The sequence below is a fragment of the Acinetobacter amyesii genome, from assembly GCF_002018365.1.
Lineage (GTDB): Bacteria > Pseudomonadota > Gammaproteobacteria > Pseudomonadales > Moraxellaceae > Acinetobacter > Acinetobacter amyesii.
In genome coordinates, this window is the sequence record NZ_MVKX01000007.1 from 18,700 (window position 1) to 38,560 (window position 19,861).

Consider the following 19,861-nt stretch of genomic DNA (forward strand, 5'->3'; position numbering starts at 1 on the left):
CAAGGAAATATCATGGAAACCAAACATTTAGAATATGACATTGTAGTCATCGGCGGTGGAACCGCAGGGCCAATGGCTGCGATCAAAGCCAAACAAGCCAATCCTGATTTAAAGGTATTACTGATTGAAAAAGCCAATGTAAAGCGCAGTGGTGCAATTTCAATGGGGATGGACGGTTTAAATAATGCGGTGATTCCAGGTTATGCCACGCCTGAGCAATATACCAAGGAAATTACCATCGCCAATGATGGTGTGGTCAATCAAACGGCCATTTATGCCTATGCACAAAATAGTTTTAAAACCATTCAACAGTTGGATCAATGGGGCATCAAATTTGAAAAAGATGAAACAGGTGAATTTGCTGTAAAAAAAGTTCATCACATGGGTGCTTATGTGTTGCCGATGCCTGAAGGACATGATGTTAAAAAAGTCCTGTACCGTCAAATGAAGCGTGCGCAGGTCAAAATTAATAACCGTATCGTGACCACCAAACTGCTTAAAAACGAACAAGGTGCAATCAATGGTGTACTTGGTTTTGACTGTCGTAGCGGTGATTTTTATGTCATTAAAACCAAAGCTGCCATTTTATGTTGTGGTGCTGCGGGACGTTTAGGTTTGCCATCTTCAGGTTATTTGATGGGAACCTATGAAAATCCAACCAATGCTGGTGATGGCTATGCCATGGCTTACCATGCAGGTGCTGAACTTGCCAATTTGGAATGTTTTCAGATTAACCCACTGATTAAGGATTATAACGGACCTGCTTGTGCCTATGTGACAGGACCACTAGGTGGTTATACCGCAAACAGTAAAGGTGAGCGTTTCATTGAATGTGACTACTGGAGTGGTCAGATGATGTGGGAGTTTTACCAGGAACTTGAAAGCGGTAATGGCCCCGTATTCTTAAAAGTTGATCATTTAGCAGAAGAAACCATTCAAACTATTGAAGAAATTTTACATACCAATGAGCGACCAAGCCGTGGCCGTTTTCATGAAGGGCGTGGCACCAATTATCGTTCTGACATGGTGGAAATGCATATTTCTGAAATTGGTTTCTGTAGTGGTCACAGTGCTTCAGGTGTATGGGTCAATGAAAAAGCAGAAACTTCGGTGAAAGGTCTATACAGCGCTGGTGATATGGCGGCAGTACCACACAACTATATGTTGGGTGCATTTACTTATGGCTGGTTTGCAGGTGAAAATTCTGCGCAATATGTCCTAGATGTTGAAGAGTCAGAATTCAATCAAGCGGAAATTGATGCAGAGCGTGAACGGATTTTTGCACCATTAAACCGTAAACAAGGCTTACCTTCAGACCAAGTGGAATACAAGTTACGCCGCTTTGTAAATGACTATTTGCAACCGCCAAAAACACGTCAAAAAATGGAAATTGGTTTACGTCGTTTTGAAGAAATTAAGCAGGACATTGCTCAAATTTCTGCTTCAAACCCACATGAACTCATGCGTGCTGCCGAAGTGTCTGTGATTCGAGACTGCGCAGAAATGGCGGCTCGAGCTTCACTCTATCGTACGGAAAGCCGTTGGGGACTGTATCACTACCGTGCCGATTTCCCAGAAAAAAATAATGACGATTGGTTCTGTCATGCCCATTTGAAAAAAGATGCACAGGGCAATATGACGAGCTTCAAAAAGCCGATTGAACCCTATGTGGTCGCAATTGAAAAAGCAGAACAAAACTCATATGACCAACTGCGTATCCAAAAACAGCAATTGGCGCTTGCAGACTAAATTTTAAAATATTCAAGATACGGAAATATAAAAATGGCACTGATATTTAAAGAAGTTTCACATCGAACTATAGCTCCAGTCTTGGTCGATGAAGATAAATGTATTGCAGATAAAGGTTGTACAGTCTGTGTAGATGTTTGCCCGATGGATTTGTTGGCGATAGATCCTGAAACCAATAAAGCTTTTATGCAATTTGATGAATGTTGGTACTGCATGCCTTGTGAAAAGGACTGCCCAACCGATGCGATACACGTCAACATCCCATATTTATTAAAATAAAAGAGACTCATCCATGGCTAAATTAACTACAAAAAAAGTGCTACTCAGCAGCATAATCAGCCTAGTTTTTACAGGGGGATTAAGCGCTTGTGACAGTAAAAATACTGATAAAACCAATACAAATAGCACATCAGCGAAAGCTGAAACAGTTCGCATCGCCATTGGTACACAAGATACAACCATTAACTGTGCAACCGGTGGTTTACTGATCCGTGAACTGGATTTACTCGATAAATATTTGCCCAAAGATGGTGAATATAAGAATGTGAAATATGACATTCAATGGAAAAACTTTACTTCAGGTGCTCCATTAACCAGTGAAATGGTGGCAGACCGATTGGATATTGGCGCAATGGCAGATTTTCCTGCGGTCAATAATTTGGTGGCTTTTCAAAAGGCAGGTAAACAAAGTCTATTTTTAAATCCTCTATCAGGGAGTACTACAGGCAGTGGTAACGCCATCGTTGTGCCAACCGAATCTAAGGTGAATTCGATTGCAGAACTGAAAGGGCAAACGATTTCTGTACCTTTTGCTTCGACCGCACATGGCTTATTGCTACGAGTCGCCAAAGAACAAGGCTGGGAGCTGGATAAAGACATTAAAATTATCGCGCAAGCACCTGAAGTTGCTGGTCCTGCATTAAAGAGCAATAAGATTGCCGCACATGCAGACTTTGTGCCTTTTGGTGAATTGTTTGCATATCAAGGTATTGCTCGAAAAATTTATGATGGTTCACAGGCCAATGCACCGACTTTTCATGGTTCGATTGTTACTAAAGACTATGCAGAAAAACATCCTGAAGTGATTAAAGCCTATCTGCAAGCGACCATTGAGGCAGATCAATTGCTACAAAAAGAACCTGAAAAATATAGTCAGCTCATTGCGGATAAAACCGGTATTCCTGCCGAAGTTGTATATTTATTTCATGGACCATTGGGGTTACAAACCCGAGATTTAACATGGAAACCTGAATATCGCCAGGCGACGCAAACCGCAGTCGATACCTTAAAAATATTAGGTAAGAATGACGGAAAAATTGATGTCAATCAATTTATTTCAGAGCAATACATTAAAGATGCATTTTCAGCATCTAAGTTCGATTATACCAAGTCATTAGCCAATTATGGCAAATCACCTTTGATTGCCAAGGATGCCTTAACAGGTGAGCCAATTCAAACCTTTAAGCATGTGACGCAAATTTGGGTCAAAGGTGAAAAACAAGTGCGTAGTTATGAAACGGCTGAACATGCATTCCAAGATTTAAAGAAAATTCAACAAGCGGGTCAGCAAACCCGTGTTGTGTATAGCCAAGATTTCCAAAGCGACATCAAGCTACTGTCAAATTTAGCGTGGTTCGCAACCAATCAAACTGGACAGATTCAGGCCTTTTTGCTCAAAGATGATGCCACTAAGTTTGCGCAAACCCACAGCGGCAAAGTCTATGATTTTAAAGCTGTTCAACAACTTGTGAAATAAGGCAATCACATTGTCTAGCCTAATCGCCAACAATGAGGAAACGCATTATGGGAAGTTTAGTTGAAAATCAGGAAAAGGCGTTGCATCCAGCCATTTCCGTAAAATGGGATGCACTTAAAAATCCAAAATTGAGTCAATTTATATGGGGGACTGTTTCGCTTTTGCTGTGCTTATTGCTTTGGCAAGCGTTGGCTCAATTTAAAATTAATCTGGGTATTGTGAATTTTAGCAATGTACCGACACCGGTTGAAGTCGTTCAAGCCATTATTCAATTTTTTCAACTACCGACGGCTTTGGCGCATTTAAAAGCCAGTATGTTACGGGTACTGATTGGTTTTGCTTTAGCGGGTGTGATTGGCGTGGCTTTGGGCTTGCTGATTGGTCAATATAAGAAAATGGCCGCTTTTTTTCTAACACCGCTTGAGGTCTTGCGTCCAATTCCTGCGGTGGCTTGGATTCCATTGGCAATTTTAATTTTTCCATCGTCAGAAGCTTCCATGATTTACATCACATTTATTGGGGCACTCTTTCCAATTTTATTGAATACCATTCATGGAGTGGAAGCAGTAGATCCTCGATTGATTGCATCTGCAAAAAGTCTCGGTGCATCTGAATTTGCCATTGTAAGAGAAGTGGTGATTCCGGGTGCTTTACCAAATATCACTACAGGTCTATCCATTGGTATGGGGACATGCTGGTTTTGTTTAGTTACGGCTGAAATGATTTCAGGTCAGTTAGGCATTGGTTATTTCACTTGGGAGTCTTTCACGCTACAAAATTACAGCAGCATCGTAGTTGGAATGTTACTCATTGGTGCCTTAGGCATGTTGAGTAGTGCCTTAGTACGTTGGATTGGGAAAAAATTTACTCCCTGGTATCAATTAAGGAAAGCCTAATGACTGAACATGTGAATCAATCTCTGAAAAAACTTGGTGAAATTGACATTCGTAAGTTGTCCTTACACTTAGGACAAGGTCAGCAGCGTTTTCAAGCTTTAAATCAGGTCGATATACATATTCAAGCAGGTGAGTTTGTGTGCTTACTAGGACCTTCGGGTTGTGGCAAATCGACATTACTTGGTGCATTGGCAGGGCACTTGCCCTATAGCGCTGGTGAATTGCTAGTCGATTCTGAAACAGTGTCTAAACCGCATCCTGATCGGGGCTTGGTATTTCAGCATCACACTTTATTTCCTTGGAAAAGCATCATTGAAAATGTGGCTTTTGGCTTAAAAATGAAAGGTATTTCAGCAACGGAACGCCAAAAACAAGCACAGCACATGATCGACTTAGTTGGACTAACAGGTTTTGAACAGAAATTTCCTGCGGAACTCTCAGGGGGGATGCAGCAACGGGTTGAAATTGCTCGTGTATTGATTAATCAGCCCAAAGTTTTATTGATGGATGAACCCTTTGGTGCATTAGATGCGCAAACACGTATTCGTATGCAGCAACTCTTGCTTGATATTTGGCAGGATATTCAAACCACAGTGCTGTTTATTACTCATGACATAGATGAAGCACTTTTTTTAGCAGATCGTGTGCTGATCATGAGCCATCGTCCAGGGCGAATTATTGAGGAAATTCCACTGAATTTTTCTCGTCCTAGAGACATTGACATTGTTACTTCACCAGAATTTACCGAATTAAAGAAACATTGTATGCATGCTTTAAAGCGTGAAATTTTAGAAGATATGAATCGATTAAATCCTTTGGGGATTCCCAAAAAAGCAGTTGTAGAAGGATAAACCCCATGCAGTTCCAATACCCAGAATTAAACAATATAGATGAAGATGATTTAGATTTTCTTGAGCAACTCAATCAAGAGGATGAAAAAAGACGGTTTATCGCATTAATGAATATTGCTGATGAAGAGCGGGAAGATTTATTACCTTGGTTGCATTATGCATTGGCACATGATCCAGCGTCTTTAGTACGTTTAGAAGCGGCAAAACGACTTGAAGGTTGGGAAGATCCATACAGTTTAAATGCTTTGGCAGGAGCATTATTAGATCTAGATGCTGAAGTGGTTGCAGCAGCGACGCAAAGTTTAAGTGAAGTTAAACAAGCTCAATCTGCAGAGGTTTTAGTAGGCTATTTGGCTAAAGAAGAAACTGCGGTCAAAGTTGCCATTTTAAGAGCCTTAAAACCTTTACGTGATCTTAGTTTTTATCAAGAAATTGAAAAACATATTCATCACACAGATGTATTAGTACGCCGTGAAGCGGTGAGTACATTGAGTTGGTTACAGCAAGAACAAGCCGTTAGTAGTTTAAGTCAAATTGCACGCAACGACCCAGATTTAGAGACTCGTCGTATTGCAACAGGTGGGTTAGGTTATGTAAAACAGGCACATCCTGAAGTTATAGATGCTTTAGCCTATGGTTTAGCCTCACAAGATTGGCAATTGCGCGTTGAATCTGCATTAACCATTGGAAAATTAAAATTAGCCTCACTTGAAGAAAATTTGGTTGAATTGTTGTATGACACCTATTGGCAAGTGCGTATTGCAGTGGTGCGTAGTTTAGGACTCATTAAATCCAAGCAAGCTTTGGATGGCTTAGCACATAATTTTGATTTTGAAATTAGTAACCTCCGCAAAGAGGTTGCTTTGGCTTTGGGTGAAATAGGTGGCAACCAAGCTAAACAACTTTTACAAAATCACGCCGATGATCCAGACCCTGAAGTGCGTAAAGCGATTCGTATTGGTTTAGGGTTAATTTTGGAGCAAGCCAGTGCAGAATAATTTGCAAACAAAACCAACAGATATTCAGTTTGATGTTGAGCGAAATCTTATACATTTTATTTGGTCGGAAGAAAAGATCGTCACTTTAAGTCATGATCAACTGCGAAATGCATGTCCTTGTGCATTTTGTCGTTATAACAAGATTAAGAAGTTACCGGTTTCATTGGTCGAACATGTACAGGTTACCGAATTAAATAGTCAAGGTTATGGTGTACAGATCTGTTTCAGTGATGGTCACAATCAAGGTATTTTTCCTTGGGAATATTTAAAAAATATTTTATAAAACAATTTAAGATGAATATTTATTAAATATTCATCTTTTTATCCGTAATAAATCATTAAGTAACTTAAAAAACAATAATTAAAAGAATATTTAATAAATGCATTAGATGTAAGAAGAACAACAACAACAACAACAACAACAACAACAACAAATACATGAAAGTGTTAATGCAGCAAAACTACATGGTCAAACCAATGTAATAGCTGACGTAATAGTGTATTAGAAATTCAATCTAAAGAAAAAATATGCGATTAACTTCATAGTGGTGTTGAGTTATACCTCTATAAAAATGAGCTTTTGATACTATAAGGCAATAAAGCTAAAGCTGATTTTATTTTTAGCTTTAATTTACATTGAAAATTTAAAAATTAACTTTTATGGACAAAAGAAGTTTATTCCTCAGAATTAAATAATATTCTATTTAACTTATGTTCACCTAAAATCTAGTTCATAAATATAATTATGCTTATTTTTTAATTAATTTAATAGCTTATAACAATAAAAAAATAAATTTAGAAATTATTAGTTCATGAACTTAGCTTAGAATACTTTTTTTCTACTAAAAATATCTTAAATGCAGAATTAATTAGATGGCTTCATTGTTCCTTTAAGTTCTACTTAGATGAGTTTTCCGAAATTTCATGAATCGGCGTCTCTCTATACTTATCAATATTGGTAATTGATTGGTTGTAGGTAGCTAGCGGATGTTTCCAGAAGCAGAAATTGATAGAGAGGCAATGGAGTTTGACGTAGTCATCGTTGGTGCAGGCCCTGCGGGTCTTTCTGCTGCGATTAAAATCCGTCAACTTGCAATTGAAAATAACCTGAACGATTTGTCCGTTTGTGTCGTGGAAAAGGGCTCCGAAGTAGGTGCACACATTCTTTCTGGCGCTGTGCTTGAACCACGTGCAATCAATGAATTGTTCCCTGACTGGAAAGAACAAGGCGCGCCTTTAAATGTGCCTGTTACTGAAGACAAAACCTATTTCTTATTGTCTGATGAAAAGTCTCAGGAAATGCCACATTGGATGGTGCCAAAAACCATGCACAATGACGGCAACTATGTCATTTCATTGGGCAACGTGGTTCGCTGGTTAGGTACGAAAGCAGAAGAACTTGAAGTATCAATCTTCCCAGGCTTTGCTGCTTCTGAAATTCTGTATCATGAAGATGGTACGGTAAAAGGCATCCAAACTGGCGACATGGGCATTGGTAAAGATGGCGAACCGACGCACAACTTTACCCCAGGCTATGAACTTCACGCAAAATACACGTTATTTGCTGAAGGTTGCCGCGGTCATCTAGGCAAACGCCTCATTTCTAAATTTGATTTAGATAAAGATGCTGATCCGCAGCACTACGGTATTGGTATTAAAGAGCTTTGGGAAATCGACCCTGTAAAACATAAAGCAGGTACGGTCATGCACGGTGCTGGCTGGCCTTTAGCTGAAACAGGTTCTTCAGGTGGCTGGTGGTTATACCATGCAGAAAATAACCAAGTTACTTTGGGTATGATTGTAGACTTGTCATACACCAATCCACACATCTACCCATTTATGGAAATGCAGCGCTGGAAAACACATCCACTCATCAAGCAATTCCTTGAAGGTGGCAAGCGTATTTCTTATGGCGCACGTGCAGTTGTGAAAGGCGGTTTCAACTCGCTGCCTAAATTTACCTTCCCAGGCGGCAGCTTGATTGGTGATGACGCAGGCTTCTTGAACTTTGCAAAAATCAAAGGCTCTCACACTGCCATGAAATCAGGCATGCTGTGCGGTGAAGCTGTATTTGAAGCAATTGCTGCCGGTGTGAAAAAAGGCGGTGACCTTGCTATTGCCCGTGTGACTGAAGGTGAAGACTTCTTCGCAAAAGAAGTGACTGCGTACACAGAGAAATATAACAGCAGCTGGTTAAAAGAAGAATTATATAACGCTCGTAACTTTGGTCCTGCAATGCATAAGTTCGGTCAATGGATGGGTGGTGTGTTCAACTTTGTTGATCAAAACATCTTTAAAGTGCCATTTACACTACATGACTTACAGCCAGACTTCAGTGCTTTAAAAACTGTCGATGCTGCGAACTTCAAACCGAATTATCCAAAACCAGACGGTAAAATTACATTTGACCGTTTATCTTCTGTATTCGTATCGAATACCGTACATGAAGAAAACCAGCCTGCTCATTTGAAACTGACTGATGCGTCGATTCCAGTAAACGTCAACTTACCAAAATGGGATGAGCCTGCTCAGCGCTACTGTCCGGCGGGTGTATATGAAATCATGGAAAATGATGACGGTGATAAGCGTTTCCAAATCAATGCGGCAAACTGTATTCACTGTAAGACGTGTGACATCAAAGATCCATCTCAGAATATCACCTGGGTAACGCCTGAAGGCGGTGGTGGTCCGAATTACCCAAACATGTAGTTTGGTGTATTTCTACGTTTCTACGTATACCCAAATATGACGAAGTTATTTTATAGCTCTTCACTTTTCTTTTTAGGTAAAAGCAGTCTTTTCGGAGGCTGCTTTTTTATAACTCATACTATGATGAGTTTTCTGCAAATAACCTTATCAATAAAACGGTAAGCTGTTGAATATACTTTGTAGCGGTCATGTTAAACATGATCATACGACTTATTGATAGGCAAGTAAGCTTGAAGTGAAGATTTATAATGTGCTTCTTTAAATAGGAGGTTGATATGCGCGATATTCCACCATTAAATGCCCTACGCACTTTTGAATGTGTAGCAAGACATAAAAGTTTTACGAAGGCGGCTGATGAGTTATATGTGAGTCAATCTGCTGTGAGTAGACAAATAACCTTGATCGAAGAATATCTTGGAATTGAATTCTTTAAGCGCGAACGTTCTGGAATCAGTCTGACAGATGCTGGTGAAAAATATTATGCAGAGATTGGGCCAGCATTTAATAAAATTGCTATTGCTACACGTGGCATGAGCTCTTATAGAAAAAACAATGATATAGCCTTACGTGTTTATTCAACGTTTGCAGCAAAATGGTTGGTTAGACGACTACAGAAACTTCATGCTGAAAATCCTAAATTACGGGTGAATATAAAGACTGCTGTCGCTCCAGTAGATTTTGCAACCGAAAATGTGGATGCTTCTATTCAATTTGGAGATGGTAATTGGCCTGATGTAGAGAGCTATTTTTTATGTAGCGATGAAATCAGACCTGTATGCAGTCCCGCTTTAATTCGCCATTTAACTCGACCACCGGCTCCACAAGATGTAAATAAATATAAACTTATACATTCTAACTATAGGAAATTAGATTGGACGGACTGGTTAGTAGCTCAAGACATTGAAAGCTCTGAAACAGATCAATTTATTCTTCCGAACTCACTTTTAGCTTATCAGGCCGCCATTGATGGTATTGGAATTGCGATGGCACAGACAAAGCTTGTTGAACAAGAAATTGAAACTAGAAGTTTGGTTTATTTTTCAAATTACGTACTTAAACGTGATCTAGGCTATTACCTTGTAGTGCCACAAAACTCACCGAAATTAGAAAAGATTATTGAATTACGTGATTGGTTGATTGAAGAACTTAATTAAAGGGATGTAAAGAATATATGACTACGCTCATTCAAAAATATGCAGAGTATGCTGCATTAGAAGCACAACGAGACCTAAACACAGAAACACTGCATCATGCAAAACGTGTGGTACTTGACTGGTTTTCTGCTTTGTACCCAGGCTTTGTATCTGAAGTTGGGGAAAATATTGTTGCAACCTTTGAAGAAGAGTGTGGAATTGGCAAAAGTCGTATACCTAGTTTAAATAAAAATGCGTTCTCTTCTACTGCAGCATGGGTCATGGGGACTACTTCACATGCTGTAGAATTCGATGATATTTTCCGGGATGCTGTATATCATCCAGGAGTACCAGTCATTAGTGCTGCTTTAGCAGTTGCAGATGAATATCAGCGTTCTGGTTTAGAGTTTTTAAAAGCGGTAGTAGTTGGTTATGAAGTCTCTACTCGCTTAGGTGCAGCTGTTCAACCATCTCATTATAAGTATTTCCATACTACAGGTACTGTAGGCGCAATCGGAAGTGCAGCGGCAGCGGCATTCTTAATTAACCCAAATGATAAAAATATTTTTTCACACGCTGTTGCAACAGCTACAACTTTTGCTTCAGGTTTACAGCAAGCATTCCGTTCAGATGCAATGACCAAAGCCCTCCATGGTGGACATGCTGCCTCAATTGGTGTTACAGCAGCCAAAGCTGCTGCTAAAGGTATCACTGGTGCTTTAGATATTTTAGAAGGCGAGGTTGGTTTTGGTGCTGCCTTATCAAAAGATCCAAAATGGGAAAAGGCAACTCTGAATTTAGGTACAGATTATAATGTCTGTAAAATGACCCAAAAAAATCATGGTTGTTGTGGTCATACTTTCGCGGCTATCGATGGTGTTTTAGAAATTCGTAGCCAAATTCTGAATCAAAATCTTAATCTTGAAGATGTTGAAAATATTACTGTAAGAACCTACCAAACTGCACTTGATGTAACAGGTAATTTTAATCCTGAATCGGCTTTCCAATGCCGCTTTAGTCTACCTTATGTTGTTTCACATGGCTTTTTACACGGAAGTGTTCGTCTGAATGCATTTATAGATGAGCAAATGGCATCAATAGAAACACGTGAATTAATGAAGAAACTTATCTTAGAAAGTGATGATGAATTAACTTCTAAGTTCCCTAATCAACGCGCAGCAAAAGTTAAACTTACACTCAAAAATGGTCAATCATTCGAGCATTTTTCTCCATGTCGAAAAGGTGATCCTGAGGCGCCTCTTTCAGATGAAGAATTAGACAATAAATTCTATGAATTAGTTGAAGGAGTTTTAACGACTTCCCACGCCAAAGAATTAAGAGATCAAATTTGGAATCTTGAAAATATAAGAGTTGCTGACTTAACTTTATAAGTCATTCAATCAAATCTATATAAAGCAGTGAGTTGAATTAACTCACTGCTTTTTTTATTAGAAAAATTTAAATTTTATTAAGATTTTGTTTTATATGGTTTTAAATTATTTTATATAAAAATTTTATCATCAAAAATTTCTGTATTTTAAATAAGTCATACCATGATGATTAATGCGAAAACATGATGCAATTATATCCAATATTCTAACTTTACAGGATTAATTAATAGAGTTAGACACATGGATTTTAATTTAACTGAAGAACAAAACGCATTTGCAGACTCAGTACGTAAATTTGCCCAAAAGGAACTGGCTGATGGGGCATTGGAACGTGCACATTCACATGACTACCCTTGGGAAATTGCGGCCAAATTAGCTGAGATGGGATTAATTGGTATCACTGTGAAAGAAGAAGACGGTGGTATTGGTGGCTCTCTTATGGATGCTGTGATTGCAATTCAAGAACTCGCATTAGTTTGTCCCAAAAGTGCCGATGTGGTTCAGGCGGGTAACTTTGGTGCAATCCGTACCTTCGCAGAATATGCTTCACCATACCTGAAAGAGAAATATCTTCCAGATCTACTCGCAGGTAAAAAACTGCTTGCATTAGGTATGAGTGAACCAGGTGCAGGTTCGTCAGTGACTGAACTGAAAACTTCAGCAGTAGAAGATGGTGATCATTACATCATTAATGGTTCTAAAGTGTTTTCTACACACAGTCCACATGCGGATACTTTCCTGATCTATGTACGTTTTGGTGAAGGTCTAGATGGTATTGGTTCAGTGATGGTGGATCGTGGCACAGCAGGTTTTGAAGTTGGACAACCATCAGCATTTATGAGCGGCGAAGAATGGTGTCAGCTTTACTTTGATAACTGCCGTATTCCAAAAGAGAACGTTTTACTCGGTCCAGGCGGATTCAAAAAACAGATTTCAGGTTTCAACGTTGAACGAATTGGCAATGCCTCACGTGCATTGGCACTAGGTCGTCACGCCTTCAATGTGGCACGTCAACACTGCCTAGACCGTGAACAGTTTGGTAAAGCGTTATGTGAATTTCAAGGCTTGCAATGGAAATTCGCTGAAATGGCATTAAAGCTGGAAGCTTCTCAATTACTACTTTATCGCGCTGCAATTAATGCCGATGGTGGTTTGCCATCCGCGTATGAAACAAGCATTGCAAAATTATCATGCAACCTGACGGGGTGGGAAGTATCCAATGAAGCACTGCAGGCGATGGGTGGCTATGGTTATTCAACAGAATCGCTGGTTGAGTACTGTGTAAAACGTACCCGTGGTTGGATGATTGCAGGTGGGTCAATTGAAATATTGAAGAACCGTATAGCAGAAGATGTATTTGGCCGCCGTTTTAATCAGCGCGCAAAGTAAATTCACAGGAAAAGTTAATAGTTTAACTATAAGATATATTGCAAAGGAAATTTATTATGCATGTAGATACTGTTGCCAATAACGGAAGTGGCAATAAAAAATGGAAACTCGCTTTTATATTTGCATTTCTGACACTTATTGTGGATGGTGCGGATGTCATGTTTTTGGCATTTAGTTTAGCAAGTATTAAAGCAGATTTTGGCTTATCTGCAGTTGAAGCTGGCATGCTAGGTAGTGTAACACTTGTCGGGATGGCACTTGGCGGTGTAACAGGTGGCTGGTCTAGTGATCGCTTTGGCCGTGTAAAGACAATTACGTTCTGTGTATTTGTTTTTTCAATTCTTACATCGTTTTTGTCTTTTGCTGAAAATGTCACTCAATTCGCAATTTTAAGGTTCATTTCAGCATTATTCTTAGGGTCTGTTTATATGGTCTGTAGTACCTTAATAGCTGAATCAGTCCCTACTCATAAAAGAACTACGATTGTAGCCACATTACAAACTGGTATTACAGTTGGTTATATCGTTGCAAGTATTTTGGCTGGAACGATTATTCCTGAGTTTGGCTGGCGACCAATGTTTATGTTGGCGAGTGTCGGTGTAATATTAGCAATTGCTATGTATATTATGGTTCCGGAATCAGATGCTTGGTTATCCGCAAAAGATAGCATTCGTAAACAACTCGCGACTAAATCAAAAGCACCAAAAGGAGCATTTGCAACCTTATTTAAAGAACCATCAGTACGAAAGATTTTGGTACTTTGGATCTTAGCAAGTGGCTTTATGCATTTTGGTTATTACGGTGTAAACAACTGGATGCCATTGTATCTAGAACAAGAGCTTGGCATGCAAATCAAAAAACTGACCATGTTTATGGTGGGTAGTTATACGGCCATGATTCTAGGTAAAGTCATTGCTGGTATTTTAGGTGATAAAATTGGTCGTCGTGCAACGTTTGCCCTAGGTACAGTAAGTACTGCAGCTTTCCTAATTATCATTGTAATGTTTAATTCGCCATCAAATATTTTGTGGCTATTGATTGCTTTTGGCTTCTTATACGGCCTACCTTTTGGAGTTTATGGCACATACATGGCAGAAAGCTTCCCAACACGTATTCGTGGTACATCTTTAGGTGTAGCACATAATATGGGGCGTATCGGTTCTTCGATTGGCCCAATTGCAATCGGTTTTGTTGCTACCAATGCTTCAGTAGGTTACGGATTCTTGATGATGGGTGCCGCATATTTAGTATGTGTACTGCCAGTATTCTTTATTAAAGAGCATCTCTATGATCCTCAAGGAAATGAAGAAATTCCTGCAGATAGTGCAGAACAAAAAATCGAGTCTAAAACATCTAGACAAGCGGTATAAATGACAGTTTAAAAAACGCCCTAACAGGGCGTTTTTTTTATTTTACATTTTCTCAAATAAGTCATAGCGTGATGATTTTTGTGAAAACATAGATACAGCAAAACACTTATTCTAATTCTATAAAGTTATAGTAAATAGAGTTAATCACATGGATTTCAATTTAACCGAAGAACAGAACGCATTCGCAGAATCGGTACGAAAATTTGCCCAAAAGGAACTAGCAGATGGTGCTTTAGAACGTGCGCATTCACATGACTATCCTTGGGAAATTGCTGCCAAATTAGCTGAAATGGGTTTGCTGGGTATTACTCTGAAAGAAGAAGATGGTGGTATTGGTGGCACGCTGATGGATGCTGTAATTGCCATTCAGGAACTCGCTTTGGTTTGCCCGAAAAGCGCTGATGTGGTTCAAGCTGGTAACTTTGGCGCAATCCGGACATTTGCCGAATATGCATCGTCATATTTGAAAGAAAAATTTCTACCTGATCTTTTAGCAGGAAAAACTTTATTAGCATTAGGTATGAGTGAGCCGGGCGCTGGTTCGTCAGTAACTGAACTGAAAACTTCAGCAGTTGAAGATGGCGATCACTACATTATCAATGGTTCAAAAGTCTTTTCTACACATAGCCCGCATGCAGACACCTTTTTAATTTATGTACGTTTCGGTGCAGGTTTGGATGGCATTGGATCTGTGATTGTGGAACGCGGTACACCAGGCTTTGATGTGGGTCAGCCGTCTGCATTTATGAGCGGAGAAGAGTGGTGTCAGCTGTATTTTGAAAACTGCCGTATCCCTAAAGAAAATGTGCTGCTAGGCCCAGGCGGATTTAAAAAGCAAATCTCAGGCTTTAATGTCGAACGTATTGGTAATGCTTCACGTGCCTTGGCTTTGGGCCGTCATGCGTTTAATGTTGCACGTCAGCACTGCTTAGATCGTGAACAATTTGGTAAAGCATTATGCGAATTCCAAGGTTTGCAATGGAAGTTCTCTGAAATGGCTTTGAAACTAGAAAGTTCACAACTACTACTTTATCGTGCTGCGATTAATGCCGATGGCGGTCTGCCATCAGCCTATGAGACGAGTATTGCGAAGCTGTCATGTAACTTAACTGGTTGGGACGTATCTAACGAAGCACTACAAGCGATGGGTGGTTATGGTTATTCGACAGAATCACTAGTTGAGTACTGTGTTAAACGTACACGTGGTTGGATGATTGCAGGTGGATCAATTGAAGTATTGAAAAACCGTATTGCAGAAGATGTATTTGGTCGTCGCTTTAATCAGCGCGCGAAGTAAAATTTAAAAGGATTTAGAGAAATGAATTCAATGCTGAAAGAAGACGTGAAATTATCTGATGCTTTACTGAAGCCTAAAACAGTTGCTTTAGTGGGCATCTCTGATGATCAAAGCAAAACTGCAGGGCGGCCTTTACATTTTTTAAGAAATGCAGGTTATAAAGGTACAATTTATTGTATTAACCCGCGCAGAGAAACTGTACAGGGTGAAAAAGCGTATACCTCACTTACAGATTTGCCAGAGGTTCCAGATCATGTCTATGTACTTACAGGTGCAGAATTAGCCTTAGATGCTGTAGAGGAATGTGGAAAATTAGGTGTTCCTGTAGTGACACTCATTGCGAGTGGTTTTAGTGAAGCTGGACAGGAAGGCATTGTGCGAGAAAATAAATTGCGCGAATTGCAGGCTAAGTATCGAACACGCATTCTTGGCCCTTCAAGCTTGGGTATTGTAAACCTTTATGAGGATTTATTCCTAACCGCAAATGCTGCATTTGCAGAACCAGGACTGCCAAAAGGCAATATTTTCTGTGCGTCGCACAGTGGCAGTATGATTGGGTCTCTGACTTCACGTGGACGTAATCATCACACGGGCTTTTACGGTTTAGTATCTGTAGGTGGTGAGGTTGATTTAAGTGTTGGTGAGATTTGCTTAGTAACTTTAGACAACCCCGATATTCATGGCTATATGTTGTTTTTAGAGTCCATGCGCCATGCAGATAAATTGCGTGAATTTGCTGTAAAAGCGGCTGAATTGAATCGTCCTGTGGTGGTATTCAAACTAGGGCGTTCACAAGTTGCCGCAGATCTGGCAGTTTCTCACACAGGGTCTATGGCTGGTGAAGATGCCGTAGCTGAAGCATTCTTTAAAGATTGCGGTATTGCACGTGTAGAAACTCTAGATGGCTTCTTGAATGCGATTCCGCTGCTCAGCAAAGTGCCATCACAAACTGCCAATAAAAAACAAATTAATGTGGGTGTTTTGACGACTACTGGCGGTGGAGCTGCAATGGTCGTTGATCAGCTCGGTATACGTAATGTTTCAGTTGTATCACCTACTGACGAGACGATTGCCAAACTCAATGCACGTGGGGTAGAGGTTCATGCAGGCGGTATCATCGATTTAACACTAGCTGGTACCAAGTATGAAGTGATGAAAGCTGCGCTAGAAGTGCTTGAGGAAGCACCTGAATTTGATCTGATACTGGTCGCTTCAGGTTCTTCAGCCCGTTATCACCCAGATCTTGCAGTCAAACCGATTGTTGACAGTATTTCGACCTACAAGAAGCCATTAGTGAGTTTCTTGGTTCCTGATGCGCCAGAAGCGTTAAAGCAATTAAAACAGGCGGGCGTGCCGGCATTCCAATCACCAGAAGCGTGTGCTGATGTAATTAATGCAGCATTTTCTCGTCGTCAACCAATGCCAATCCCTGCGCAAGTTTCTCAGCCTAATGAATCGACTACGGTCACTTTAGATGAAGATTCTGCTTATCAATTGCTAAGACCATTAGGCATTCAAAATGCTCCATATCAAGTGTTGAATGTTTCACAACCTAAAGCGTTGGACATCTCGTATCCAGTGGTTGTGAAAGTTTTGCATGATCAAATCAGTCATAAAACTGAAGTTGGGGGAGTTATTTTGCACGTACAAAATGACTCAGAGCTTCAAGCAGCGATTAATCAAATTAAGTCCAACGTTGAGAAACACTGCCCAAATCTGACTGTTGAAAAAGTTTTAGTCCAGTCGATGGTGAAAGGTCTTGGTGAAGTTTTAGTTGGTTTTAAACGTGACAAAGACGTGGGTCCGATTGTTATGCTGGCTGCAGGTGGCGTGCTAACTGAACTTTATAAAGACAGTTCAATGCGTTTAGCGCCTGTTACGCTTGATTCAGCTTATGAAATGATTGCTGAAGTAAAAGGTCTCAAAGCTCTCGATGGTTTCCGTGGTAAGCAGAAAGGCGATTTAAAAGCGATTGCCGAAACTGTAGTGGCTTTCTCTCAGCTAGCAGTATCTAAGGAATACTACATTGAAGAAGCTGAAATGAATCCACTTATCGTAAACCCACAAGGACAAGGCGTTACAGCTGTGGATGCACTCGTACATATTGCCAAGGAAGGTTAAGTCATGACAGAAACGATTCATTATGAAATAGACGGTTCAATTGCGGTTATTGTGATCGATAATCCGCCAGTAAATACAGGGTCTTGGTCAGTACGTAAGGGGCTGCTTGATGCCGTTGAAAAATTTACTCAAGATGACACACTAACAGCCGCTGTCATTATTGGTAAAGACAAAAACTTTATCTCTGGTTCAGACCTTAAGGAGTTTGGCAAACCAATTACTCCGCCAGAGTTGCCTCAAGTGATCAAGGCAATTGAGGAATGCCCCAAACCAGTGATTGCAGCCATTAGCGGTGCAACCTTGGGCGGTGGATATGAACTGGCTTTGGGCTGTGATGCACGCTTAGCGTCAGAAAATACAATTGTTGGTTTGCCTGAAGTGACTTTAGGTATGCTGCCGGGTGCAGGTGGAACACAGCGCTTACCACGTTTAATTGGAATGGCTAAAAGCATTCAAGTCATCTGTTCAGGGAAGCGCTATAAATCACAAGAAGCATTAAAGCTAGGGATGATAGATGTAATTGCAGAAGGTGAATTACGCCAATTTGCAGTAGAGTTTGCGAAAACAGCGCAAAAAAATCCATTATCAAATAAAACTGTTGAAAAAGATGAATCTGCTGAATTTGATGCCATTGTAAAAAAAGCATTGAGGGCTGGAAAACATCGACCGCCTGTTCAAGAATCAATCCGTTTGATTAAGGCAACTGCTGATGTTGATTTCTATGAAAGTTTGGCTGAAGAACGACGCGTTTTCCAGCAATTGCGTATAGGTGAAGAGGCTTTTGCGCGCAGGCATTTATTCTTTGCTGAAACAAATGCTAAAAAAGTCATTAATTTGAAAGAAGCACCGCTTAAACCGCTGAAAAATATTGTTGTGGTGGGTGCAGGCACTATGGGAACTGGCATAGCTGTATCAGCTTTAAAAGCAGGGTTTCATGTCACTATTTATGACCAATCAAAATCAATATTAGTTCAATGCAAATCGCGGATTGATTCCATTTATGAAGCAGATATAACATCCGCACGTATTAAAACCGGACTAAGAGATGTTCAGCTTGCACAGCTTGAACTTAGCGATCATGAATCCGCATTTGAACATGCGGACTTAGTGATTGAAGCCGTTTTTGAAAATTTAGCGGTAAAACAAGATTTAATTCGAAAAATTGAAAGTATTGCATCTGCAAACACCATTATTGCTAGCAATACCTCATATATTGATTTGGATGAAATTGCAGAAGTCAGCCTTCGACCAGAAAACATTGTGGGGATTCATTTCTTTAACCCAGCGCATATCATGCGTTTAGTTGAAGTGATCCACGGAAATAATACGTCTCAAGAAGTCATCGCTACAGCATTTGCATTAGTTCAAAAATTAGGAAAACTCCCGATTATTTGTAAAAATTCCTTTGGATTTATTGGAAATCGTATATATGCGGCTTATCGATATCAATGTGAATTAATGCTGGAAGAGGGTGCTTTACCACACCAAATTGATGAAGCAATTGAACGTTATGGCTTTAATATGGGGCCGTTTGCGGTAGGTGATTTATCTGGCTTGGATATCGCATGGAATATGCGAAAAGCCAATGCGCATAAACGTAATCCTGAGGCGCGTTATGTTTCAATTCCAGATCAAATATGTGAATTAGGCCGTTTTGGTGTAAAAACTCAAGCAGGTTATTACAGCTATGCTGATGGAAAAAAGCAGATAGATCCCGTTATAACAGAGCTAATTATGTATGCCTCTGAACAGAAAAAAATTGTACGTAAAGAATTTAGTTCTGAGCAGATTATAGAACGTGTATTACTCACTATGGCCAATGAAGCGGCCTTGCTTTTGGCGGAGGGTGTTACAGCAAGAATGAATGATATTGATCTAGTGATGATCAATGGCTTTGGATTTCCTAAATGGGAAGGTGGACCTGCATATTGGGCGTCAAGACAGAATCTAGATGAACTCTATGAAAAACAAAAAGCTTTGGCTGAAGTTTCAGGCTCTGGTTTTATTGCTGGAGATATTTCAATTTTTCAAAAACTTGCTAAAACAGCTTAATCGGTTCTGTTTTAAGTAAGAGTTGCCTATTCGCCTGACTTCGCTCAGGCTTTTTTTTACTTGAAAGAAAGACATGAGGTCGTGATTTTTTGGAAATTTTTATTAATTTCAATTCAATATAATCCAAATCAACAAATACTGACTTACAG

General features: G+C 39.9%; 14 protein-coding genes and 1 pseudogene. All 15 read left to right on the forward strand.

Going from position 1 to position 19,861, the window contains the following annotated elements; translation table 11 throughout:
- The first annotated feature begins 12 nt into the window (after positions 1 to 12).
- A complete protein-coding gene (locus tag B1202_RS11240; RefSeq protein WP_078190694.1) occupies positions 13 to 1,749 on the forward strand; it encodes a fumarate reductase/succinate dehydrogenase flavoprotein subunit in 1,737 nt (578 codons plus the stop codon).
- Positions 1,750 to 1,782: 33 nt separating this feature from the next.
- Positions 1,783 to 2,028, forward strand: a complete 246-nt coding sequence (locus B1202_RS11245; RefSeq protein ID WP_078190695.1) for a 4Fe-4S dicluster domain-containing protein — start codon at positions 1,783 to 1,785, stop codon at positions 2,026 to 2,028.
- A gap of 13 nt (positions 2,029 to 2,041) precedes the next feature.
- A complete protein-coding gene (locus B1202_RS11250) occupies positions 2,042 to 3,505 on the forward strand; it encodes an ABC transporter substrate-binding protein (protein ID WP_078190696.1) in 1,464 nt (487 codons plus the stop codon).
- Between the two features lie 47 nt (positions 3,506 to 3,552).
- The gene (locus B1202_RS11255; RefSeq protein ID WP_078190697.1) at positions 3,553 to 4,401 is read left to right on the forward strand and encodes an ABC transporter permease; all 849 of its coding nucleotides are present in this window, start codon (positions 3,553 to 3,555) and stop codon (positions 4,399 to 4,401) included.
- Positions 4,401 to 5,252 carry an ABC transporter ATP-binding protein gene (locus tag B1202_RS11260; protein WP_078190698.1) on the forward strand — a complete coding sequence of 284 codons (852 nt, stop codon included), beginning with the start codon at positions 4,401 to 4,403 and terminating at the stop codon, positions 5,250 to 5,252. The genes B1202_RS11255 and B1202_RS11260 overlap by 1 nt, the downstream gene beginning before the upstream one ends.
- A 5-nt stretch (positions 5,253 to 5,257) precedes the next feature.
- On the forward strand, positions 5,258 to 6,250 hold the full coding sequence (locus B1202_RS11265; protein WP_078190699.1) for a HEAT repeat domain-containing protein: 993 nt from the start codon (positions 5,258 to 5,260) through the stop codon (positions 6,248 to 6,250).
- 1 nt (position 6,251) lies between these two features.
- The gene (locus tag B1202_RS11270) at positions 6,252 to 6,533 is read left to right on the forward strand and encodes a DUF971 domain-containing protein (RefSeq protein WP_078190861.1); all 282 of its coding nucleotides are present in this window, start codon (positions 6,252 to 6,254) and stop codon (positions 6,531 to 6,533) included.
- 704 nt (positions 6,534 to 7,237) lie between these two features.
- The gene (locus tag B1202_RS11275; RefSeq protein ID WP_078190700.1) at positions 7,238 to 8,959 is read left to right on the forward strand and encodes an electron transfer flavoprotein-ubiquinone oxidoreductase; all 1,722 of its coding nucleotides are present in this window, start codon (positions 7,238 to 7,240) and stop codon (positions 8,957 to 8,959) included.
- A gap of 275 nt (positions 8,960 to 9,234) precedes the next feature.
- Positions 9,235 to 10,113 carry a LysR substrate-binding domain-containing protein gene (locus B1202_RS11280; RefSeq protein WP_078190701.1) on the forward strand — a complete coding sequence of 293 codons (879 nt, stop codon included), beginning with the start codon at positions 9,235 to 9,237 and terminating at the stop codon, positions 10,111 to 10,113.
- A gap of 17 nt (positions 10,114 to 10,130) precedes the next feature.
- Positions 10,131 to 11,483 (forward strand): MmgE/PrpD family protein, encoded by a 1,353-nt coding sequence (locus B1202_RS11285; RefSeq protein WP_078190702.1) that lies wholly within the window; start codon positions 10,131 to 10,133, stop codon positions 11,481 to 11,483.
- A 240-nt stretch (positions 11,484 to 11,723) separates the two neighbouring features.
- Entirely contained in the window at positions 11,724 to 12,872 is a 1,149-nt protein-coding gene (locus B1202_RS11290; RefSeq protein WP_078190703.1) for an acyl-CoA dehydrogenase family protein, read from the forward strand.
- A gap of 56 nt (positions 12,873 to 12,928) precedes the next feature.
- Positions 12,929 to 14,170, forward strand: a pseudogene (locus B1202_RS11295) (MFS transporter); the annotation flags it as partial.
- 220 nt (positions 14,171 to 14,390) lie between these two features.
- Positions 14,391 to 15,539, forward strand: coding sequence for an acyl-CoA dehydrogenase family protein (locus tag B1202_RS11300; RefSeq protein WP_078190705.1), 1,149 nt, complete (start codon positions 14,391 to 14,393; stop codon positions 15,537 to 15,539).
- 21 nt (positions 15,540 to 15,560) lie between these two features.
- On the forward strand, positions 15,561 to 17,660 hold the full coding sequence (locus tag B1202_RS11305; protein WP_078190706.1) for an acetate--CoA ligase family protein: 2,100 nt from the start codon (positions 15,561 to 15,563) through the stop codon (positions 17,658 to 17,660).
- 3 nt (positions 17,661 to 17,663) lie between these two features.
- Positions 17,664 to 19,712, forward strand: coding sequence for a 3-hydroxyacyl-CoA dehydrogenase NAD-binding domain-containing protein (locus tag B1202_RS11310; RefSeq protein ID WP_078190707.1), 2,049 nt, complete (start codon positions 17,664 to 17,666; stop codon positions 19,710 to 19,712).
- Positions 19,713 to 19,861 lie beyond the last annotated feature (149 nt).

Bases quoted from the DNA above. Each gene is read 5' to 3' on its own strand.
- B1202_RS11240 (WP_078190694.1), top strand. From the start codon at position 13: ATGGAAACCAAACATTTAGAATATGACATTGTAGTCATCGGCGGTGGA.
- B1202_RS11245 (WP_078190695.1), top strand. From the start codon at position 1,783: ATGGCACTGATATTTAAAGAAGTTTCACATCGAACTATAGCTCCAGTC.
- B1202_RS11250 (WP_078190696.1), top strand. From the start codon at position 2,042: ATGGCTAAATTAACTACAAAAAAAGTGCTACTCAGCAGCATAATCAGC.
- B1202_RS11255 (WP_078190697.1), top strand. From the start codon at position 3,553: ATGGGAAGTTTAGTTGAAAATCAGGAAAAGGCGTTGCATCCAGCCATT.
- B1202_RS11260 (WP_078190698.1), top strand. From the start codon at position 4,401: ATGACTGAACATGTGAATCAATCTCTGAAAAAACTTGGTGAAATTGAC.
- B1202_RS11265 (WP_078190699.1), top strand. From the start codon at position 5,258: ATGCAGTTCCAATACCCAGAATTAAACAATATAGATGAAGATGATTTA.
- B1202_RS11275 (WP_078190700.1), top strand. From the start codon at position 7,238: ATGTTTCCAGAAGCAGAAATTGATAGAGAGGCAATGGAGTTTGACGTA.
- B1202_RS11280 (WP_078190701.1), top strand. From the start codon at position 9,235: ATGCGCGATATTCCACCATTAAATGCCCTACGCACTTTTGAATGTGTA.
- B1202_RS11285 (WP_078190702.1), top strand. From the start codon at position 10,131: ATGACTACGCTCATTCAAAAATATGCAGAGTATGCTGCATTAGAAGCA.
- B1202_RS11290 (WP_078190703.1), top strand. From the start codon at position 11,724: ATGGATTTTAATTTAACTGAAGAACAAAACGCATTTGCAGACTCAGTA.
- B1202_RS11300 (WP_078190705.1), top strand. From the start codon at position 14,391: ATGGATTTCAATTTAACCGAAGAACAGAACGCATTCGCAGAATCGGTA.
- B1202_RS11305 (WP_078190706.1), top strand. From the start codon at position 15,561: ATGAATTCAATGCTGAAAGAAGACGTGAAATTATCTGATGCTTTACTG.
- B1202_RS11310 (WP_078190707.1), top strand. From the start codon at position 17,664: ATGACAGAAACGATTCATTATGAAATAGACGGTTCAATTGCGGTTATT.